General features: G+C 69.8%; 12 protein-coding genes. 8 read left to right on the forward strand and 4 right to left on the reverse strand.

What is annotated here, in order from left to right; genetic code table 11:
- Positions 1–77: 77 nt before the first annotated feature.
- Both IO29_RS04455 and IO29_RS04460 read left to right on the forward strand, forming a co-directional pair.
- Positions 78–2801: a transglycosylase domain-containing protein gene (locus tag IO29_RS04455; protein ID WP_030376952.1), complete on the forward strand. Its 2724-nt coding sequence runs from the start codon at positions 78–80 to the stop codon at positions 2799–2801.
- 175 nt (positions 2802–2976) lie between these two features.
- Positions 2977–4497, forward strand: coding sequence for a glycosyltransferase family 87 protein (locus IO29_RS04460; RefSeq protein WP_030376953.1), 1521 nt, complete (start codon positions 2977–2979; stop codon positions 4495–4497).
- A 165-nt stretch (positions 4498–4662) separates the two neighbouring features.
- Here the strand turns inward: IO29_RS04460 and IO29_RS04465 are convergent, their stop codons facing one another.
- From IO29_RS04465 to IO29_RS04475, 3 genes are all read right to left on the reverse strand, one after another.
- Positions 4663–5694 (reverse strand): alanine racemase, encoded by a 1032-nt coding sequence (locus IO29_RS04465; RefSeq protein ID WP_030376954.1) that lies wholly within the window; start codon positions 5692–5694, stop codon positions 4663–4665.
- 126 nt (positions 5695–5820) lie between these two features.
- Positions 5821–6939, reverse strand: a complete 1119-nt coding sequence (locus IO29_RS04470; RefSeq protein ID WP_030376955.1) for a lipid II:glycine glycyltransferase FemX — start codon at positions 6937–6939, stop codon at positions 5821–5823.
- A 181-nt stretch (positions 6940–7120) separates the two neighbouring features.
- Positions 7121–7450 carry a hypothetical protein gene (locus IO29_RS04475; RefSeq protein ID WP_030376956.1) on the reverse strand — a complete coding sequence of 110 codons (330 nt, stop codon included), beginning with the start codon at positions 7448–7450 and terminating at the stop codon, positions 7121–7123.
- Between the two features lie 279 nt (positions 7451–7729).
- On the opposite strand from IO29_RS04475, the gene rpsF reads away from it, so the two are divergent.
- The 4 genes from rpsF (at position 7730) to rplI (ending at position 9474) form a co-directional block, all read left to right on the forward strand.
- Complete coding sequence (gene rpsF / locus IO29_RS04480; RefSeq protein ID WP_006141322.1) at positions 7730–8020, forward strand: 30S ribosomal protein S6; 291 nt, start codon at positions 7730–7732, stop codon at positions 8018–8020.
- Positions 8021–8097: 77 nt separating this feature from the next.
- Complete coding sequence (locus tag IO29_RS04485; RefSeq protein WP_030376957.1) at positions 8098–8700, forward strand: single-stranded DNA-binding protein; 603 nt, start codon at positions 8098–8100, stop codon at positions 8698–8700.
- A gap of 72 nt (positions 8701–8772) precedes the next feature.
- Positions 8773–9009 carry a 30S ribosomal protein S18 gene (gene rpsR, locus IO29_RS04490; protein ID WP_003949403.1) on the forward strand — a complete coding sequence of 79 codons (237 nt, stop codon included), beginning with the start codon at positions 8773–8775 and terminating at the stop codon, positions 9007–9009.
- A gap of 18 nt (positions 9010–9027) precedes the next feature.
- Positions 9028–9474, forward strand: coding sequence for a 50S ribosomal protein L9 (rplI, locus tag IO29_RS04495; protein WP_030376958.1), 447 nt, complete (start codon positions 9028–9030; stop codon positions 9472–9474).
- 135 nt (positions 9475–9609) lie between these two features.
- Here rplI and IO29_RS04500 read toward each other — a convergent pair whose 3' ends face one another.
- Positions 9610–10947, reverse strand: coding sequence for an MATE family efflux transporter (locus IO29_RS04500; RefSeq protein ID WP_030376959.1), 1338 nt, complete (start codon positions 10945–10947; stop codon positions 9610–9612).
- A gap of 460 nt (positions 10948–11407) precedes the next feature.
- Between IO29_RS04500 and dnaB the strand changes: the two genes are divergently transcribed.
- Positions 11408–12886 (forward strand): replicative DNA helicase, encoded by a 1479-nt coding sequence (dnaB, locus tag IO29_RS04505; RefSeq protein WP_030376960.1) that lies wholly within the window; start codon positions 11408–11410, stop codon positions 12884–12886.
- Between the two features lie 94 nt (positions 12887–12980).
- Complete coding sequence (locus IO29_RS04510) at positions 12981–14375, forward strand: serine hydrolase domain-containing protein (RefSeq protein ID WP_030376961.1); 1395 nt, start codon at positions 12981–12983, stop codon at positions 14373–14375.
- Positions 14376–14440: the final 65 nt, after the last annotated feature.

The raw sequence follows: 14440 nt of genomic DNA on the forward strand, positions 1-14440 counted from the left end.
CGTACTCCGGGGGGACCGGAAACCAGCCGCCGTTTCCAGGCGCGCACGGGTGCGCCTGCCCGAGGAGTAATCGTTCGATGAGCGAGCACCGTCGCAAACCGCCGCAGCCGCAGGGAGGCGGACGTGCCGCGGCCCGACGCGGCCAGTCGGCGCCCTCCGGCCGCCGCGCGGCACCGCGAGGCGCCACCGGATCTCCGGCCGACTCCCCCGAGTGGGGAGGTGGTGAACAGTTGTACGGCGGTCGTGCCGAGGCACGGCGGGCCGCGCAGAGAAGCGGCGGCGGCCGCCGCAGAGCGGCCGACGGCGCGGGACACGGAAGCGGAAGCGGAGGCGGCGGTGGCCGCCGGGGCCCGGGCGGCCCGAACGGTCCCGGCCGCGGCCGGGGACGCGGCCCGGACCCCAGCAGGAGGCGCTTCCTCGACTACCCGCGGGCCGGCAAGGACGGCTGGCACCGCTGGGTGCCCTCCTGGAAGCTGGTGACCGGCTGCTTCATCGGCTTCGTCGGCAGCCTGGTGGCCGTGGCCGGCATCGGGTACGCCATGGTGAGCGTGCCGGACATCGCCAAGACGGCGAAGGCGCAGAACAACGTCTACTACTGGTCCGACGGCACCCAGATGGTGGCCACCGGTGGTGAGACCAACCGCCAGATCGTCAACTTCTCGCAGATCCCCAAGGAGATGCGCTGGGCGGTGATCTCGCAGGAGAACAAGACCTTCTACGACGACAACGGCATCGACCCCAAGGGCATCGGCCGCGCGCTGTTCAACATGGCCAGGGGCGGCGAGACCCAGGGCGGCTCGACCATCACCCAGCAGTACGTGAAGAACGCGCTGCTGGACGACCGGTCGCAGACGATCTCCCGCAAGTTCAAGGAGATCTTCATCTCGATCAAGGTCGGCGCCAACGTCGACAAGGACAAGATCCTCGCCGACTATCTGAACTCCGCCTACTACGGCCGGGGTGCCTACGGCATCCAGGCGGCCGCGCGGGCGTACTTCGACAAGGACGCCAAGGACCTGGATCCGGGCGAGTGCGCCTTCCTCTCCGCGATGCTCAAGGGCGCCACCTACTACGACCCGGCCGGCGCGACCTCCATCGACCCGGCGGCCACCGCCAAGGCCAACGCCAAGCGGGCCCTGGGCCAGATGCAGGACACGCTCAACAAGATGGTCGAGTACGGCCATCTGAGCCAGGCCGACCGGGCGAAGTACACCAAGCTCCCGACGGTGAAGAACCCCAGGTCGAACACCGCGCTGAGCGGTCAGATCGGTTACCTCGTCGACCTGGCCAAGGGCTACGTCGTCAACAACACCGACATCACCGGCGACCAGCTCCAGCAGGGCGGCTACTCGATCCACACGACCTTCGACAAGACGAAGGTCAACGAACTCGAGGCCGCGGTCAAGAAGGTCCAGAAGGCCAAGATCAAGCCCAAGCAACGCCCCGACACCGACACGCACGTCCAGTTCGGCGGCGCCTCCGTCGACCCGGACACAGGGGCGATCAAGGCCATCTACGGCGGTGAGAACGCGACCAAGCACTTCACCAACAACGCCGACGTCACCGGCGCCCAGGTCGGTTCGACCTTCAAGCCGTTCGTGCTGGCCGCCGCGATGAAGTGGGGTGTCCGTGACCCCGACGGCGACCCGGAGCAGGCGCAGGACGAACGCACCGTCGCGTCGCCCAAGAGCCTCTACAGCGGCAAGAACAAGTTCAAGATCCTCGAGTACAACGGAGACGTCTGGAAGGACAAGGAGGGCAAGGAGTGGTTGCAGACCAACGACGGCGGTGAGTCGGTGGGCAGTCCTCCGAATTACAAGATCGACCTTCGTGAGGCGATGCGGCTGTCGGTCAACTCCGCCTACGTCCAGCTCGGCATGGACGTGGGGCTGGACAAGGTCGAGGAGTCGGCACTGGACGCCGGTGTGCTGAAGAGCAGTCTGGCCAGCTCCAACTTCCCCTCCTTCTCCATCGGTACCTCCGACCCCAGCGCCATCCGCATGGCCGGCGCCTACGCCACCTTCGCCGACAGCGGCAAGCAGCGCGAGCCCTACTCGGTCGACAAGGTCGAGAGCAAGGACGGCACCGTCTACGACCACAAGAAGGAGGCCAAGAGCACCCAGGCCTTCGAGCCCAACGTGGCCAACAACGTCACCGACGTGCTGAAGACGGTGGTCGACAAGGGCACCGGTACGGCGGCCCAGCTCCCCGGCCGCGAGGTCGCGGGCAAGACCGGTACCACGGACGGCAACAAGTCCGCCTGGTTCGTCGGCTACACGCCGCAGCTCTCCACCGCGATCTCGATGTACCGGCTGGACGACGACGAGAACAACAAGAACCGAGAGTTCCTGGAGATGTACGGAACGGGCGGCGAGGAGAAGATCCACGGTGCCTCGTTCCCGGCTCAGATCTGGCACGACTACATGGAGAAGGCACTGAAGGGCGTGCCCGCCAAGGCCTTCCCGGAGGCCCAGCCCATCGGCAAGGCCGTCAACGCCGAGCCGTCGTCGAGCCCGACGCCCAGCGCCACCAGGAGCCCGGAGAGCAGCCCGTCGTCGAGCCCGTCACCGACGAGAAGCAGCATGTCGCCCTCCCCGACGTCCTCGCAGAGCTGCGACTTCTGGCAGGGCTGCACGGACGCCGGCAACGACAACGGCGGCAATGACAATGGCGGCAACGACAACGGCGGCGCGGGCGGTTCGAGTCCGTCGGCGACGGAGAGCGAGGAGACCGGGAACGCCCGGGGCAATGGCAACGGCGGCAACGACGGAGGAGGCGGACTCTTCGGAGGCCGGAACTGAGGCCCCCGGAGCCGTTCTGACGGCTCCGGGAGGAGCCGGCTCCTCGGACGTCGTGTGACGGTGGCCGAAGCCGCCGATTCGCGCCCCTTCGTATGTTTCACGTGAAACATACGAAGGGGCGTCGTCATGACGGGATCCGCCGCCTCCCGGCGCGTCCCCAGGCACGTACGGCAGGATGTGCGGCATGCCCAGCGGAGAGACGACGCGAGCCGTCGAGTACGAGCCGGACGTGGTGCGGCCGACCAAGGAGGACGAGGTCGCCGCCCTCGGCAGCGAACTGTTCGGCGGCCCCCTCGGGCGGCGCGCCCTGCTCGGGACGTCCTGGTGGACGCCCGTGCGGGTCGTGGCGCTCGTGGCCATCGGCATGTTCGCCCTCGGCATGGTGCAGAAGCTGCCCTGCTACGACAGCGGGTGGTTCTTCGGCGCCAGTTCCCAGTACACGCACGCGTGCTACTCGGACATCCCGCACCTGTACCAGGGGCGCGGCTTCGCCGACGGACTCGTGCCGTACTTCGACAAGCTCCCCGGCGACATGGACTACCTCGAGTACCCGGTGCTCACCGGTCTCTTCATGGAGGTCGCGGCCTGGCTGACGCCCGGCGGCGGGAGCATCCAGGACCAGGAGCAGATCTACTGGTTCGTCAACGCCGGCATGCTGATGGTGTGCGCCGCGGTCATCGCGGTGTGCACCGTGCGCACCCACCGCCGCCGTCCCTGGGACGGGCTCCTGGTGGCCCTCGCGCCGGCCTTCGCGCTGACCGCGACCATCAACTGGGACCTGCTCGCCGTGGCGCTCCTCGCCGCCGCGATGCTCATGTGGTCGCGCGGCCGGTCCCTCGCGTTCGGCGTGCTGCTGGGGCTGGCCACGGCCGCCAAGTTCTACCCGTTCCTGATCCTCGGACCGCTGCTGATCCTGTGCTGGCGGGCGGGCAGGTGGCGGGCGTACGGGACGGCGCTGTTCGGTGCCGTCGCGGCCTGGCTCGTGGTCAATGTGCCGGTGCTGCTGCTGGCGCCGGACGGATGGTCGAAGTTCTACCGCTTCAGCCACGACCGGGGCGTCGACTTCGGCTCGATCTTCCTGATCGTCTCGCAGCGGTGGAACATCGCGATCAGCCCCGACACGGCCAACAACTGGGCCATGATCCTGATGGTGCTGATCTGTGCCGGCCTGGTCGCGCTCACGCTGACCGCCCCGCGCCGGCCGCGCTTCGCCCAGCTGGCCTTCCTGATCATCGCGGCGTTCATCCTCACCAACAAGGTGTACTCACCGCAGTACGTGCTCTGGCTGGTCCCCCTCGCCGCGCTGGCCCGGCCGCGCTGGCGGGACTTCCTGATCTGGCAGGCCTGCGAGGTCGCCTACTTCCTGGGCATCTGGATGTACCTCGCGTACACGACGAGCGGGGACGCCCACAAGGGGCTGCCGACCGAGGGCTACCAGCTCGCCGTCGCCGTCCATCTGCTGGGCACGCTGTATCTGTGCGCGGTGGTCGTCCGCGACATCCTGATGCCGGAGCGGGACGTCGTACGGCGGGCCGGGGACGACGATCCGTCCGGCGGCGTCCTCGACGGGGCACCGGACGTCTTCGTCCTCGGCGCCGCGGCCCGGCCGCCGCACCACGAGCCGGCGCACTTCGAGGGACCGGTGGTGGAGTGGGGCGCCGACGGGGCGTCCCCGGCGGGAGAGAGTTCGCCCTGAGCGAACAACGGGCTCGCGGTGGCCTCAGAGGCCGGCCCGCGGGCCCATGGCTCCCCCAGGGCCCTGGACATGCGTGAGGCCGTACACGGGGTCCGTGTACGGCCTCACGCGCGTCCGTGGACAGGCCGGGGGCGCCGGGAGCTTCCCGCCGACGGGGCCGGGGCGTCAGCGGTCCACGATCCGGTCGAACTGCGTCGTGGTGTGCCGCAGATGGGCGACCAGCTCGTCACCGACCTTCGGCTCCGTGGTGTCCGAGGGGACGAAGAGGATGGAGACCTGCATGTGCGGCGGCTCGGCGAACCAGCGCTGCTTGCCCGCCCACACGAACGGCGCCAGGTTCCGGTTGACCGTCGCCAGACCGGCCCGTGCGACGCCCTTGGCCCGCGGCATGACACCGTGCAGCGCCTTGGGCGCCTCCAGGCCCACCCCGTGCGACGTACCGCCCGCCACGACGACGAGATAGCCGTCGGTGGCCGCCTTCTGCTGCCGGTAGCCGAAGCGCTCGCCCTTGGCCACCCGCGTCACGTCCAGGACCGCGCCCCGGTACTCCGTGGCCTCGTGGTCCCCCAGCCACAGCCGGGTGCCGATCCGGGCCCGGAACCTGGTCTGCGGGAACTGCTGCTGCAACCGTGCCAGCTCGTCGGCCTTGAGATGGCTGACGAACATCGTGTGCAGCGGCAGCCGGGCCGCGCGCAGCCGGTCCATCCAGCCGATGACCTCCTCGACGGCGTCCGAGCCGTCGGTCCGGTCCAGCGGCAGGTGGATGGCGAAGCCCTCCAGGCGCACGTTCTCTATGGCGGAGTGGAGCTGCGGCAGGTCCTGCTCGCTCACCCCGTGCCGCTTCATCGAGGACATCACCTCGATGACCACCCGGGCGCCGACCAGCCCGTAGACCCCGTCGATCGAGGAGACCGAGCGGATCACCCGGTCCGGCAGCGGGACGGGCTCCTCGCCCCTGCGGAAGGGCGTCAGCACCAGCAGATCGCCGCCGAACCAGTCCTTGATGCGGGCGGCCTCGTACGTCGTGCCCACGGCGAGGATGTCCGAGCCCATGCGGGTGGCCTCTTCGGCCAGACGTTCGTGCCCGAAGCCGTACCCGTTGCCCTTGCAGACGGGGACGATCCCCGGGAACTGGTCCTGCACGTGTTTCTGGTGTGCCCGCCAGCGCGCGGTGTCGACGTAGAGCGTGAGCGCCATGGCCGGTCCCGGAACCTTTCTCGTGGCTGAGATGGCTGTGAAGTCAGGGGTGCGAGGGGCCCCGAAGAGACCCGAGAATGCGATTGTGGCGGACCCGCCGGACGGCGGGGAGGGCGCCGGGAGAAGTCAGCGGCGCGACATGTAGATGTCGAGCGCCTTGTGGAGCAGCTTGTTGAGCGGGAAGTCCCACTCGCCGAGGTACTCCGCCGCCTGCCCGCCCGTGCCCACCTTGAACTGGATCAGACCGAACAGGTGGTCGGTCTCGTCCAGCGAGTCGGAGATGCCGCGCAGGTCGTAGACGGTCGCGCCGAGCGCGTAGGCGTCCCGCAGCATCCGCCACTGCATCGCGTTGGACGGCCGGAACTCGCGGCCGATGTTGTCCGAGGCGCCGTAGGAGTACCAGACGTGGCCGCCCACGATGAGCATCGTCGCCGCCGAGAGGTTCACCCCGTTGTGCCGGGCGAAGTACAGCCGCATCCGGTTGGGGTCCTCGGTGTTGAGGGCCGACCACATGCGCTGGAAGTACGACAGCGGACGCGGCCTGAAGTGGTCGCGCACGGCCGTGATCTCGTACAGCCGCTGCCACTCCTCCAGGTCGTGGTAGCCGCCTTGGACCACCTCGACGCCCGCCTTCTCGGCCTTCTTGATGTTGCGGCGCCAGAGCTGGTTGAAGTTCTTGTGCACCTCTTCCAGCGACCGGTTGGCCAGCGGCACCTGGTACACGTAGCGGGGCTGCACGTCGCCGAAGCCGGCTCCGCCGTCCTCGCCCTGCTGCCAGCCCATGCGGCGCAGCTTGTCGGCCACCTCGAAGGCGCGCGGTTCGATGTGGTCCGCCTCTATGTCACGCAACCGCTTGACGTCGGGGTTCTGGATGCCCTGCTTGATGGAGGCGGCCTCCCAGCGCCGGATGATCACCGGCGGGCCCATCTTCACGGAGAAGGCGCCCTGCTGCTTGAGGTGGGCCAGCATCGGCTGGATCCAGTCGTCCAGGTTCGGCGCGTACCAGTTGATGACCGGGCCCTCGGGCAGGTACGCCAGATACCGCTTGATCTTGGGGAGCTGGCGGTACAGCACGAGCCCGACGCCGACGAGCTGACCGCTCTTGTCGAACCAGCCGAGGTTCTCCGAGCGCCACTCCGCCTTGACGTCGGCCCAGGCCGGAACCTGCATGTGGCTCGCCGACGGCAGGCTCTGCATGTACGCCAGATGCTGCTCGCGGCTGATCGTCCTCAGGGTCAGGCTCATGTCGGGGCGCTCCTCGGGCTGGTGTGTCCCCATGGGGTCAGGGGCTCCGGCTCTCGCGCCGAAGCCTACTGCGCCCCGCGAGCGCCCCGTCTGGGACTGGGCCGTACGGCCCTGCGGAAGGGGCGCCCGCCGTCGGCGGGGCGGTGCGCCCGTCCCTTCTCGCGCGGTCCCGCGGGTCCGCTCAGCCGCCCACGAAGCCGTTGAACTCGCCGGCGAACCCGCCGTGGGCCATGCCGAAGTACAGGCCGATCGCGGCGGCGCCGAGGCCGAGGACCAGGCCAAAGCGCTCCCGCGTCGTCTCCGAGATGAACTGGCCGTAGCCGCCGGTGAGGACGCCGATGAGACCCGTCCACGCGGTCAGCATGTGCAGCGTGGGGAAACCGGCGGTGACGATGGAGATCAGCCCGAACACGGCCGTCACGGCCAGCAGCGAGTCCTGCAAGGGGTGCCGTTTGCCGTCGGTGGCCAGCAGCCCGTTGCGGGGCCTGGCGGGTCGCATGATCTGTGCCATGGGATACCTCCTGCCGAAGAAGCGGTGCGTCTTCGTCCTGGACAACCCGATCTGTACAGATTGCGTGCCCTCACGACCGGATTTCAACCGTACGGCGGTGGGCGGGTAGTCTGTATCTTCTGCGCCGATGCGGGCCGGGCCGAGGTCCGGCCGCTTCCGTGAGAGCGGGCCCCGATTGTCAGTGGGGCCTGGTTTACTCACGGACATCGGTGCCACGCATCGCAACCCTCCTGCCACGGAACGACCGTGGCCGCTGAGTCCAGAGGAGGTGGGTTCCATATGCGTCACTACGAGGTGATGGTCATCCTCGACCCCGACGTCGAGGAGCGCGCGGTCTCCCCGTTGATCGAGAACTTCCTTTCCGTCGTGCGTGATGGCGGCGGCAAGGTCGAGAAGGTCGACACCTGGGGCCGTCGTCGTCTCGCGTACGAGATCAAGAAGAAGCCCGAGGGCATCTACTCGGTCATCGACCTCCAGGCCGAGCCCGGGGTCGTCAAGGAGCTCGACCGCCAGATGAACCTGAACGAGTCGGTCCTCCGGACCAAGGTCCTCCGCCCCGAGACCCACTGAGCCATCCGGCTCGGTCGGTTCCGGGATTCGAGTAGCAGTACCAGCAGCCAGCAGCAAACCCGCCGAGAGGTTCACCCATGGCAGGCGAGACCGTCATCACGGTCGTCGGCAATCTCGTCGACGACCCCGAGCTGCGCTTCACCCCGTCCGGTGCGGCGGTCGCGAAGTTCCGCGTCGCGTCCACTCCCCGCACCTTCGACCGTCAGACCAACGAGTGGAAGGACGGCGAAAGCCTCTTCCTGACCTGCTCGGTCTGGCGTCAGGCGGCGGAGAACGTCGCCGAGTCGCTCCAGCGAGGCATGCGCGTCATCGTGCAGGGCCGGCTGAAGCAGCGGTCCTACGAGGACCGTGAGGGCGTCAAGCGCACGGTCTACGAGCTCGACGTCGACGAGGTCGGCGCCAGCCTGCGCAGCGCCACGGCCAAGGTCACCAAGACCTCCGGCCGCGGTGGCCAGGGTGGCTACGGCGGCGGCGCCGGCGGCCAGGGCGGTGGCGGCGGCCAGGGTGGCGGCGGCTGGGGCGGCGGCCCCGGCGGCGGCAACCAGGGCGCCGGCGGTGCTCCGGCCGACGACCCCTGGGCCACCGGTGCTCCCGGCGGCGGCAACCAGGGCGGCGGCGGCTGGGGCGGCGGAAGCGGCTCCGGCGGCGGTGGCGGCTACTCGGACGAGCCCCCCTTCTAGACCCCGGACCCACGGGTCCTGCGGTCGGGAGCGGGGCACACCCCAACTTCTTGATCACACAGGAGAAACACCATGGCTAAGCCGCCTGTGCGCAAGCCGAAGAAGAAGGTCTGCGCATTCTGCAAGGACAAGGTCACGTACGTGGACTACAAGGACACGAACATGCTGCGGAAGTTCATTTCCGACCGCGGCAAGATCCGTGCCCGCCGCGTGACCGGCAACTGCACGCAGCACCAGCGTGACGTCGCCACGGCCGTCAAGAACAGCCGTGAGATGGCGCTGCTGCCCTACACCTCCACCGCGCGATAAGGGAAGGGTGACCGACTCATGAAGATCATCCTTACCCACGAGGTCTCCGGCCTCGGCGCCGCCGGCGAGGTCGTCGACGTCAAGGACGGCTACGCCCGCAACTACCTGATCCCGCGGAAGTTCGCGATCCGCTGGACCAAGGGCGGCGAGAAGGACGTCGAGCAGATCCGTCGTGCTCGCAAGATCCACGAGATCCAGACCGTCGAGCAGGCCAACGCGCTCAAGGCCCAGCTCGAGGGCGTGAAGGTCCGTCTGGCCGTCCGTTCGGGCGACGCCGGTCGTCTCTTCGGTTCCGTCACCCCGGCCGACGTCGCTTCGGCGATCAAGGCCTCCGGTGGCCCCGAGGTCGACAAGCGCCGCATCGAGCTGGGCTCGCCGATCAAGACGCTGGGCGCCCACGAGACGTCCGTGCGTCTGCACCCCGAGGTGGCCGCCAAGGTCAGCATCGAGGTCGTCGCGGCCTGAGTGTCGCGCATGCTGTAGCCGCTCCTCGCAGCGGTGAGTGGGGCCGCGCCTTCGGGTGCGGCCCCACTGTCCTGTGCTGATCGGCAGGTGGCGCCGCGTGGTGTGGCCCGATGTTTCACGTGAAACGGGGAAACCTCAGCGGGTCGCCCCCGTCACGATCCAGCGGCCCGAGCGGGAGCGTAGCCACAGGGTCAGCATCCGCACGGCCATCATCACCGTCATCGCCCCCCACAGGGTCGTCAGACCGCCGCCGACCGTGGGCACGAGCAGTGCCAGGGGCGTGAAGACCGCGAGTGTGACCAGCATCGCCCTCGCCAGATAGGGCCCGTCCCCCGCCCCCATCAGCACCCCGTCGAGAACGAAGACGACGCCGGAGACCGGCTGGCACAGCGCGACGATGACCAGCGCGGGGAGCGCGGCGTGGTGGACCGCCGGGTCGCTGCTGAACAGCGGGAGGAACAGCGGACGGCCGGCCAGCACCAGCACTCCCAGGACGACTCCGGAGGCGACGCCCCACTGCACCATGCGGCGGCACGCCTCCCTGGCGCCTTCGGCGTCGTCCGCACCGAGACAGCGGCCGATGATGGCCTGTCCCGCGATGGCGATCGCGTCGAGCGCGAAGGCGAGCAGGCTCCACAGCGACAGGATGATCTGGTGCGCGGCGATGTCCGCGTCCCCGAGCCGGGCGGCGACCGCGGTGGCGATCATCAGGATCGCCCGCAGCGAGAGCGTACGGACGAGCAGGGGTGCCCCGGCCTGCGCGCAGGCGCGTATGCCCGCGGCGTCGGGGCGCAGCGAGGCCCCGTGTCGCCGTGCGCCGCGCACCACCACGAAGAGGTACGCGACGGCCATGGCGCACTGGGCGATCACGGTGCCCCAGGCGGAGCCGGCGATGCCGAGTCCCGCGCCGTAGACCAGGACGAGGTTGAGGGCGGCGTTGGCGACGAACCCGGCGACGGCGACGTAGAGCGGTGTACGGGTGTCCTGCAACCCCCGGAGCACACCGGTGGAGGCCAGCACGACGAGCATGGCCGGGATGCCGAGCGCCGAGATGCGCAGATAGGTGGTCGCGTACGGGGCGGCGGTGTCCGAGGCGCCGAAGAGGGTGACGATGCCCGGGGCCAGGGGCAGGACCAGGGCGATGACGCCGGCTCCGAGGAGCAGGGCGAGCCAGATGCCGTCCATGCCCTGCTGGATGGCGGCGCGTATGTCGCCCGCGCCGACCCGGCGGGCGACGGCGGCCGTCGTCGCGTAGGCGAGGAAGACGAACACGCTCACGGCGGTGGTGAGGAGGGCGGAGGCGATGCCGAGGCCGGCCAGTTGTGCCGTGCCGAGGTGCCCCACGATCGCGCTGTCGGCCAGCACGAACAGGGGCTCGGCGACGAGCGCGCCGAAGGCCGGAACGGCCAGGGCGACGATCTCCCGGTCATGGCGCCGCCGGGCGGAGCGGGACGCCGCTGGAGCATGTGTCATGGCCATCAATCTAACCGTCCACAGGTAACGGATGCAAGCGGCATGAGACCCTTACATCTCTCATGAGGGCGGGTCATGACGCCGACCCTCGTCAAGGATCTTGGTCCGACCGGGAAAGTTTTTTCTCTGCACAGCCGGTGGACGTCGAAACGCCAGGTCAGACGGGGTGGGTCGAAAGCGGAGAGGTCTTGTTCACAGGGCTGTCCACCGTGTCGTGCACAGGTTTCGCGGAGTTCTCCACAGCAATGGGGTCTTCGTCCACATGGCCTGTGGATAACCAGATTGGCTGACGGTGCAGACGGGCCTAACGTGGTCCGGCGCCCGCTCCGCCCCGGCACCACGGAATCCTCACAAAGCCGACGCGCCGACAACCGGAGGACGGGCCTCTTATTTGTCAGTGCCGTGGCCTAGAAATGAGGGGCACGGCGAGGTCCGCCCGGCGGACGGAGGAGGTGGTTCGGTGAGTATCTCCGAGCCCTTGGACGACCCGTGGGCCGACAGCGGGCCCAGTGATCGTCTGCCCGCCTCGCGCCGGCGCGGCGACGGCGGCGGACCCGGCCGGGACGAACAGCACGACCGGGGCCGGGACAGCGGCGGGTGGGACGGCGGCTCCGCCTTCGAGCGCGTCCCCCCGCAGGACCTGGACGCCGAGCAGTCGGTCCTCGGTGGCATGCTCCTGTCCAAGGAGGCCATCGCCGACGTCGTCGAGATCCTCAAGGGCCACGACTTCTACAAACCGGCGCACGAGACGATCTTCCAGGCGATCCTCGACGTCTACGCGCGCGGGGAACCCTCCGACCCCATCACGATCGCCGCCGAACTCACCAAACGCGGCGAGATCACCAAGGTGGGCGGCGCCTCCTATCTGCACGGCCTGGTCCAGACGGTGCCGACGGCGGCGAACGCCGAGTACTACGCGGAGATCGTCCACGAGCGGGCCGTACTGCGCCGCCTCGTCGAGGCCGGCACCCGGATCACCCAGATGGGATACGCGGCCGACGACGACGTGGACGAGATCGTCAACCGCGCGCAGGCGGAGATCTACGCCGTCACCGAGCAGCGCACCAGCGAGGACTATCTGCCGCTCGGCGACATCATGGAGGGCGCGCTCGACGAGATCGAGGCGATCGGCTCCCGCAGCGGCGAGATGACCGGCGTCCCCACGGGGTTCACGGACTTCGACTCGCTGACCAACGGCCTGCACCCCGGCCAGATGATCGTCATCGCCGCGCGCCCCGCGATGGGCAAGTCGACGCTCGCGCTGGACTTCGCCCGTGCGGCGTCGATCAAGAACAACCTGCCGAGCGTCATCTTCTCCCTCGAAATGGGCCGCAACGAGATCGCCATGCGTCTGCTGTCCGCCGAGGCCCGGGTCGCGCTGCACCACATGCGCTCGGGCACGATGACGGACGAGGACTGGACGCGGCTGGCCCGCCGCATGCCGGACGTGTCGGCCGCTCCGCTCTACATCGACGACTCGCCGAACCTGTCGATGATGGAGATCCGCGCCAAGTGCCGCCGTCTGAAGCAGCGCAACGACCTCAAGCTGGTCGTCATCGACTATCTCCAGCTGATGCAGTCCGGCGGCTCCAAGCGCGCCGAGAGCCGCCAGCAGGAGGTCTCGGACATGTCCCGTAACCTCAAGCTCCTCGCCAAGGAGCTGGAGCTCCCGGTCATCGCGCTCTCCCAGCTGAACCGAGGACCCGAGCAGCGCACCGACAAGAAGCCCATGGTCTCCGACCTGCGTGAGTCCGGCTCCATCGAGCAGGACGCGGACATGGTCATCCTGCTGCACCGCGAGGACGCCTACGAGAAGGAGTCGCCCCGCGCGGGCGAGGCCGACCTGATCGTCGCCAAGCACCGAAACGGCCCCACGGCCACCATCACCGTCGCCTTCCAGGGCCACTACTCCCGCTTCGTGGACATGGCACAGACCTGAGCCGCCTGACCGCGCGACCGGGCGTTGGCCCGGGGCGGGGCGGCGCCGGGGAAATGCGCTCGACGTGGGCGGGGGCGGCGGGTGGACTGGGGGGATGACGACACCCCACGAAGAGCTGCTCCCCGCCACGCGGCGGGCTCTGCTGCACCGGATCGCCGTCGCCCAGGCCGAGGGACGGGCCCCGTCCCTCGTGGCGGCCGTCGTACGGGACGGCAGGACCGTCTGGCACGGCTCGCGCACCTCGGTGGAGGGCCACGGCCCGGACGAGGACGTGCAGTACCGGATCGGCTCGCTCACCAAGACCTTCACCGCCGTGCTCGTCCTGCGCCTCCGCGACGAGGGCCGGCTCGATCTCGGCGACCCGCTGGAGAAGTATCTGCCGGGTACCGGGGCGGGGGAGGCCACGATCGCCCAGCTGCTCGCGCACTCCGGCGGGCTCGCCGCCGAGTCGCCCGCCCCCTGGTGGGAGCGGACCCCGGGCTCACTGCGCCCGGAACTCGTCGACGTCCTGGGCCCGGAACCGCTGCGGTACCCGGTCGGCAGCCGGTTCCACTACTCCAACCCCGGCTACACCGTGCTGGGCGCACTGGTCGAACGGCTGCGGGAGGCCCCCTGGGAGGACGTCCTGAGGCGTGAGGTGCTCGCACCGCTGGGACTCCACCGCACCAGCGGCAGCCCGCAGGCACCGCACGCGGGCGGCTGGGCCGTGCACCCCTGGGCGGACGTGATGATGCCGGAACCCGCCGAGGACCTCGGCCTGATGGCACCCGCGGGGCAGCTCTGGTCGACCACCGGCGACCTCGCCCGTTTCGCGGTCTTCCTGACCCGCGGTGACGAACGCGTGCTCAGCGCGGAGTCGGTGCGGGAGATGCGGACGCCCGCCGCGCCCTCCGACGCCGCGGACCTGGCGGCGGGTTCCGCGTACGGGCTCGGCATGCAGCTCCAGCACCGGGACGGCCGGCTGCTGGTGGGGCACTCCGGCTCCCTCCCGGGCTTTCTCGCCGGTCTCGCGATCAGTGTCGAGGACGATGTCGCGGCCGTGGTGCTCGCCAACTGCACCTCCGGCCCGCAGGTGTGGGGGACGGCCGCCGACCTCGTGGGCATCGTGGCGGAGGCGGAGCCCCGCATCCCGGAGCCGTGGCGGCCGCTGCCGGAGGTGGATCCGGCCGTACTGGAGCTCGCGGGGCCCTGGTACTGGGGCACACAGGGGTTCGCCCTCCGCCTCATCGCCGGCGGGGACCTGGCGCTGGAGCCGCTCACCGGCGTGGGGCGTCGCGCACGGCTCAGGGCGAACGGCGACGGCACCTGGACCGGGTGCGACGGCTACTACGCGGGGGAGCTGCTGACGGTCGTACGGCGGCCGGACGGCTCGGTGAGCCATCTGGACCTCGGCTCGTTCGTGTTCACACGGACGCCGTACGACGGGGAGGCGGCGGTGCCGGGCGGGGTGGACCCGGACGGATGGCGGGGGACGGACGGAATCCGCTAGCGAGCTGTCCTGCGGGGTGGAACCAGCGAGCCGTCCCGCGCGGTCGAACCCGGACGCCCTCATGT

Source organism: Streptomyces sp. NRRL F-6676 (genome assembly GCF_000725625.1).
Taxonomy (GTDB): Bacteria; Actinomycetota; Actinomycetes; order Streptomycetales; family Streptomycetaceae; genus Streptomyces.

Bases quoted from the DNA above. Each gene is read 5' to 3' on its own strand.
- IO29_RS04475 (WP_030376956.1), bottom strand. From the start codon at position 7,450: ATGGCACAGATCATGCGACCCGCCAGGCCCCGCAACGGGCTGCTGGCC.
- IO29_RS04465 (WP_030376954.1), bottom strand. From the start codon at position 5,694: ATGGCGCTCACGCTCTACGTCGACACCGCGCGCTGGCGGGCACACCAG.
- IO29_RS04510 (WP_030376961.1), top strand. From the start codon at position 12,981: ATGACGACACCCCACGAAGAGCTGCTCCCCGCCACGCGGCGGGCTCTG.
- rpsR (WP_003949403.1), top strand. From the start codon at position 8,773: ATGGCTAAGCCGCCTGTGCGCAAGCCGAAGAAGAAGGTCTGCGCATTC.
- IO29_RS04470 (WP_030376955.1), bottom strand. From the start codon at position 6,939: ATGAGCCTGACCCTGAGGACGATCAGCCGCGAGCAGCATCTGGCGTAC.
- IO29_RS04500 (WP_030376959.1), bottom strand. From the start codon at position 10,947: ATGACACATGCTCCAGCGGCGTCCCGCTCCGCCCGGCGGCGCCATGAC.
- IO29_RS04460 (WP_030376953.1), top strand. From the start codon at position 2,977: ATGTGCGGCATGCCCAGCGGAGAGACGACGCGAGCCGTCGAGTACGAG.
- IO29_RS04455 (WP_030376952.1), top strand. From the start codon at position 78: ATGAGCGAGCACCGTCGCAAACCGCCGCAGCCGCAGGGAGGCGGACGT.
- rplI (WP_030376958.1), top strand. From the start codon at position 9,028: ATGAAGATCATCCTTACCCACGAGGTCTCCGGCCTCGGCGCCGCCGGC.
- rpsF (WP_006141322.1), top strand. From the start codon at position 7,730: ATGCGTCACTACGAGGTGATGGTCATCCTCGACCCCGACGTCGAGGAG.
- IO29_RS04485 (WP_030376957.1), top strand. From the start codon at position 8,098: ATGGCAGGCGAGACCGTCATCACGGTCGTCGGCAATCTCGTCGACGAC.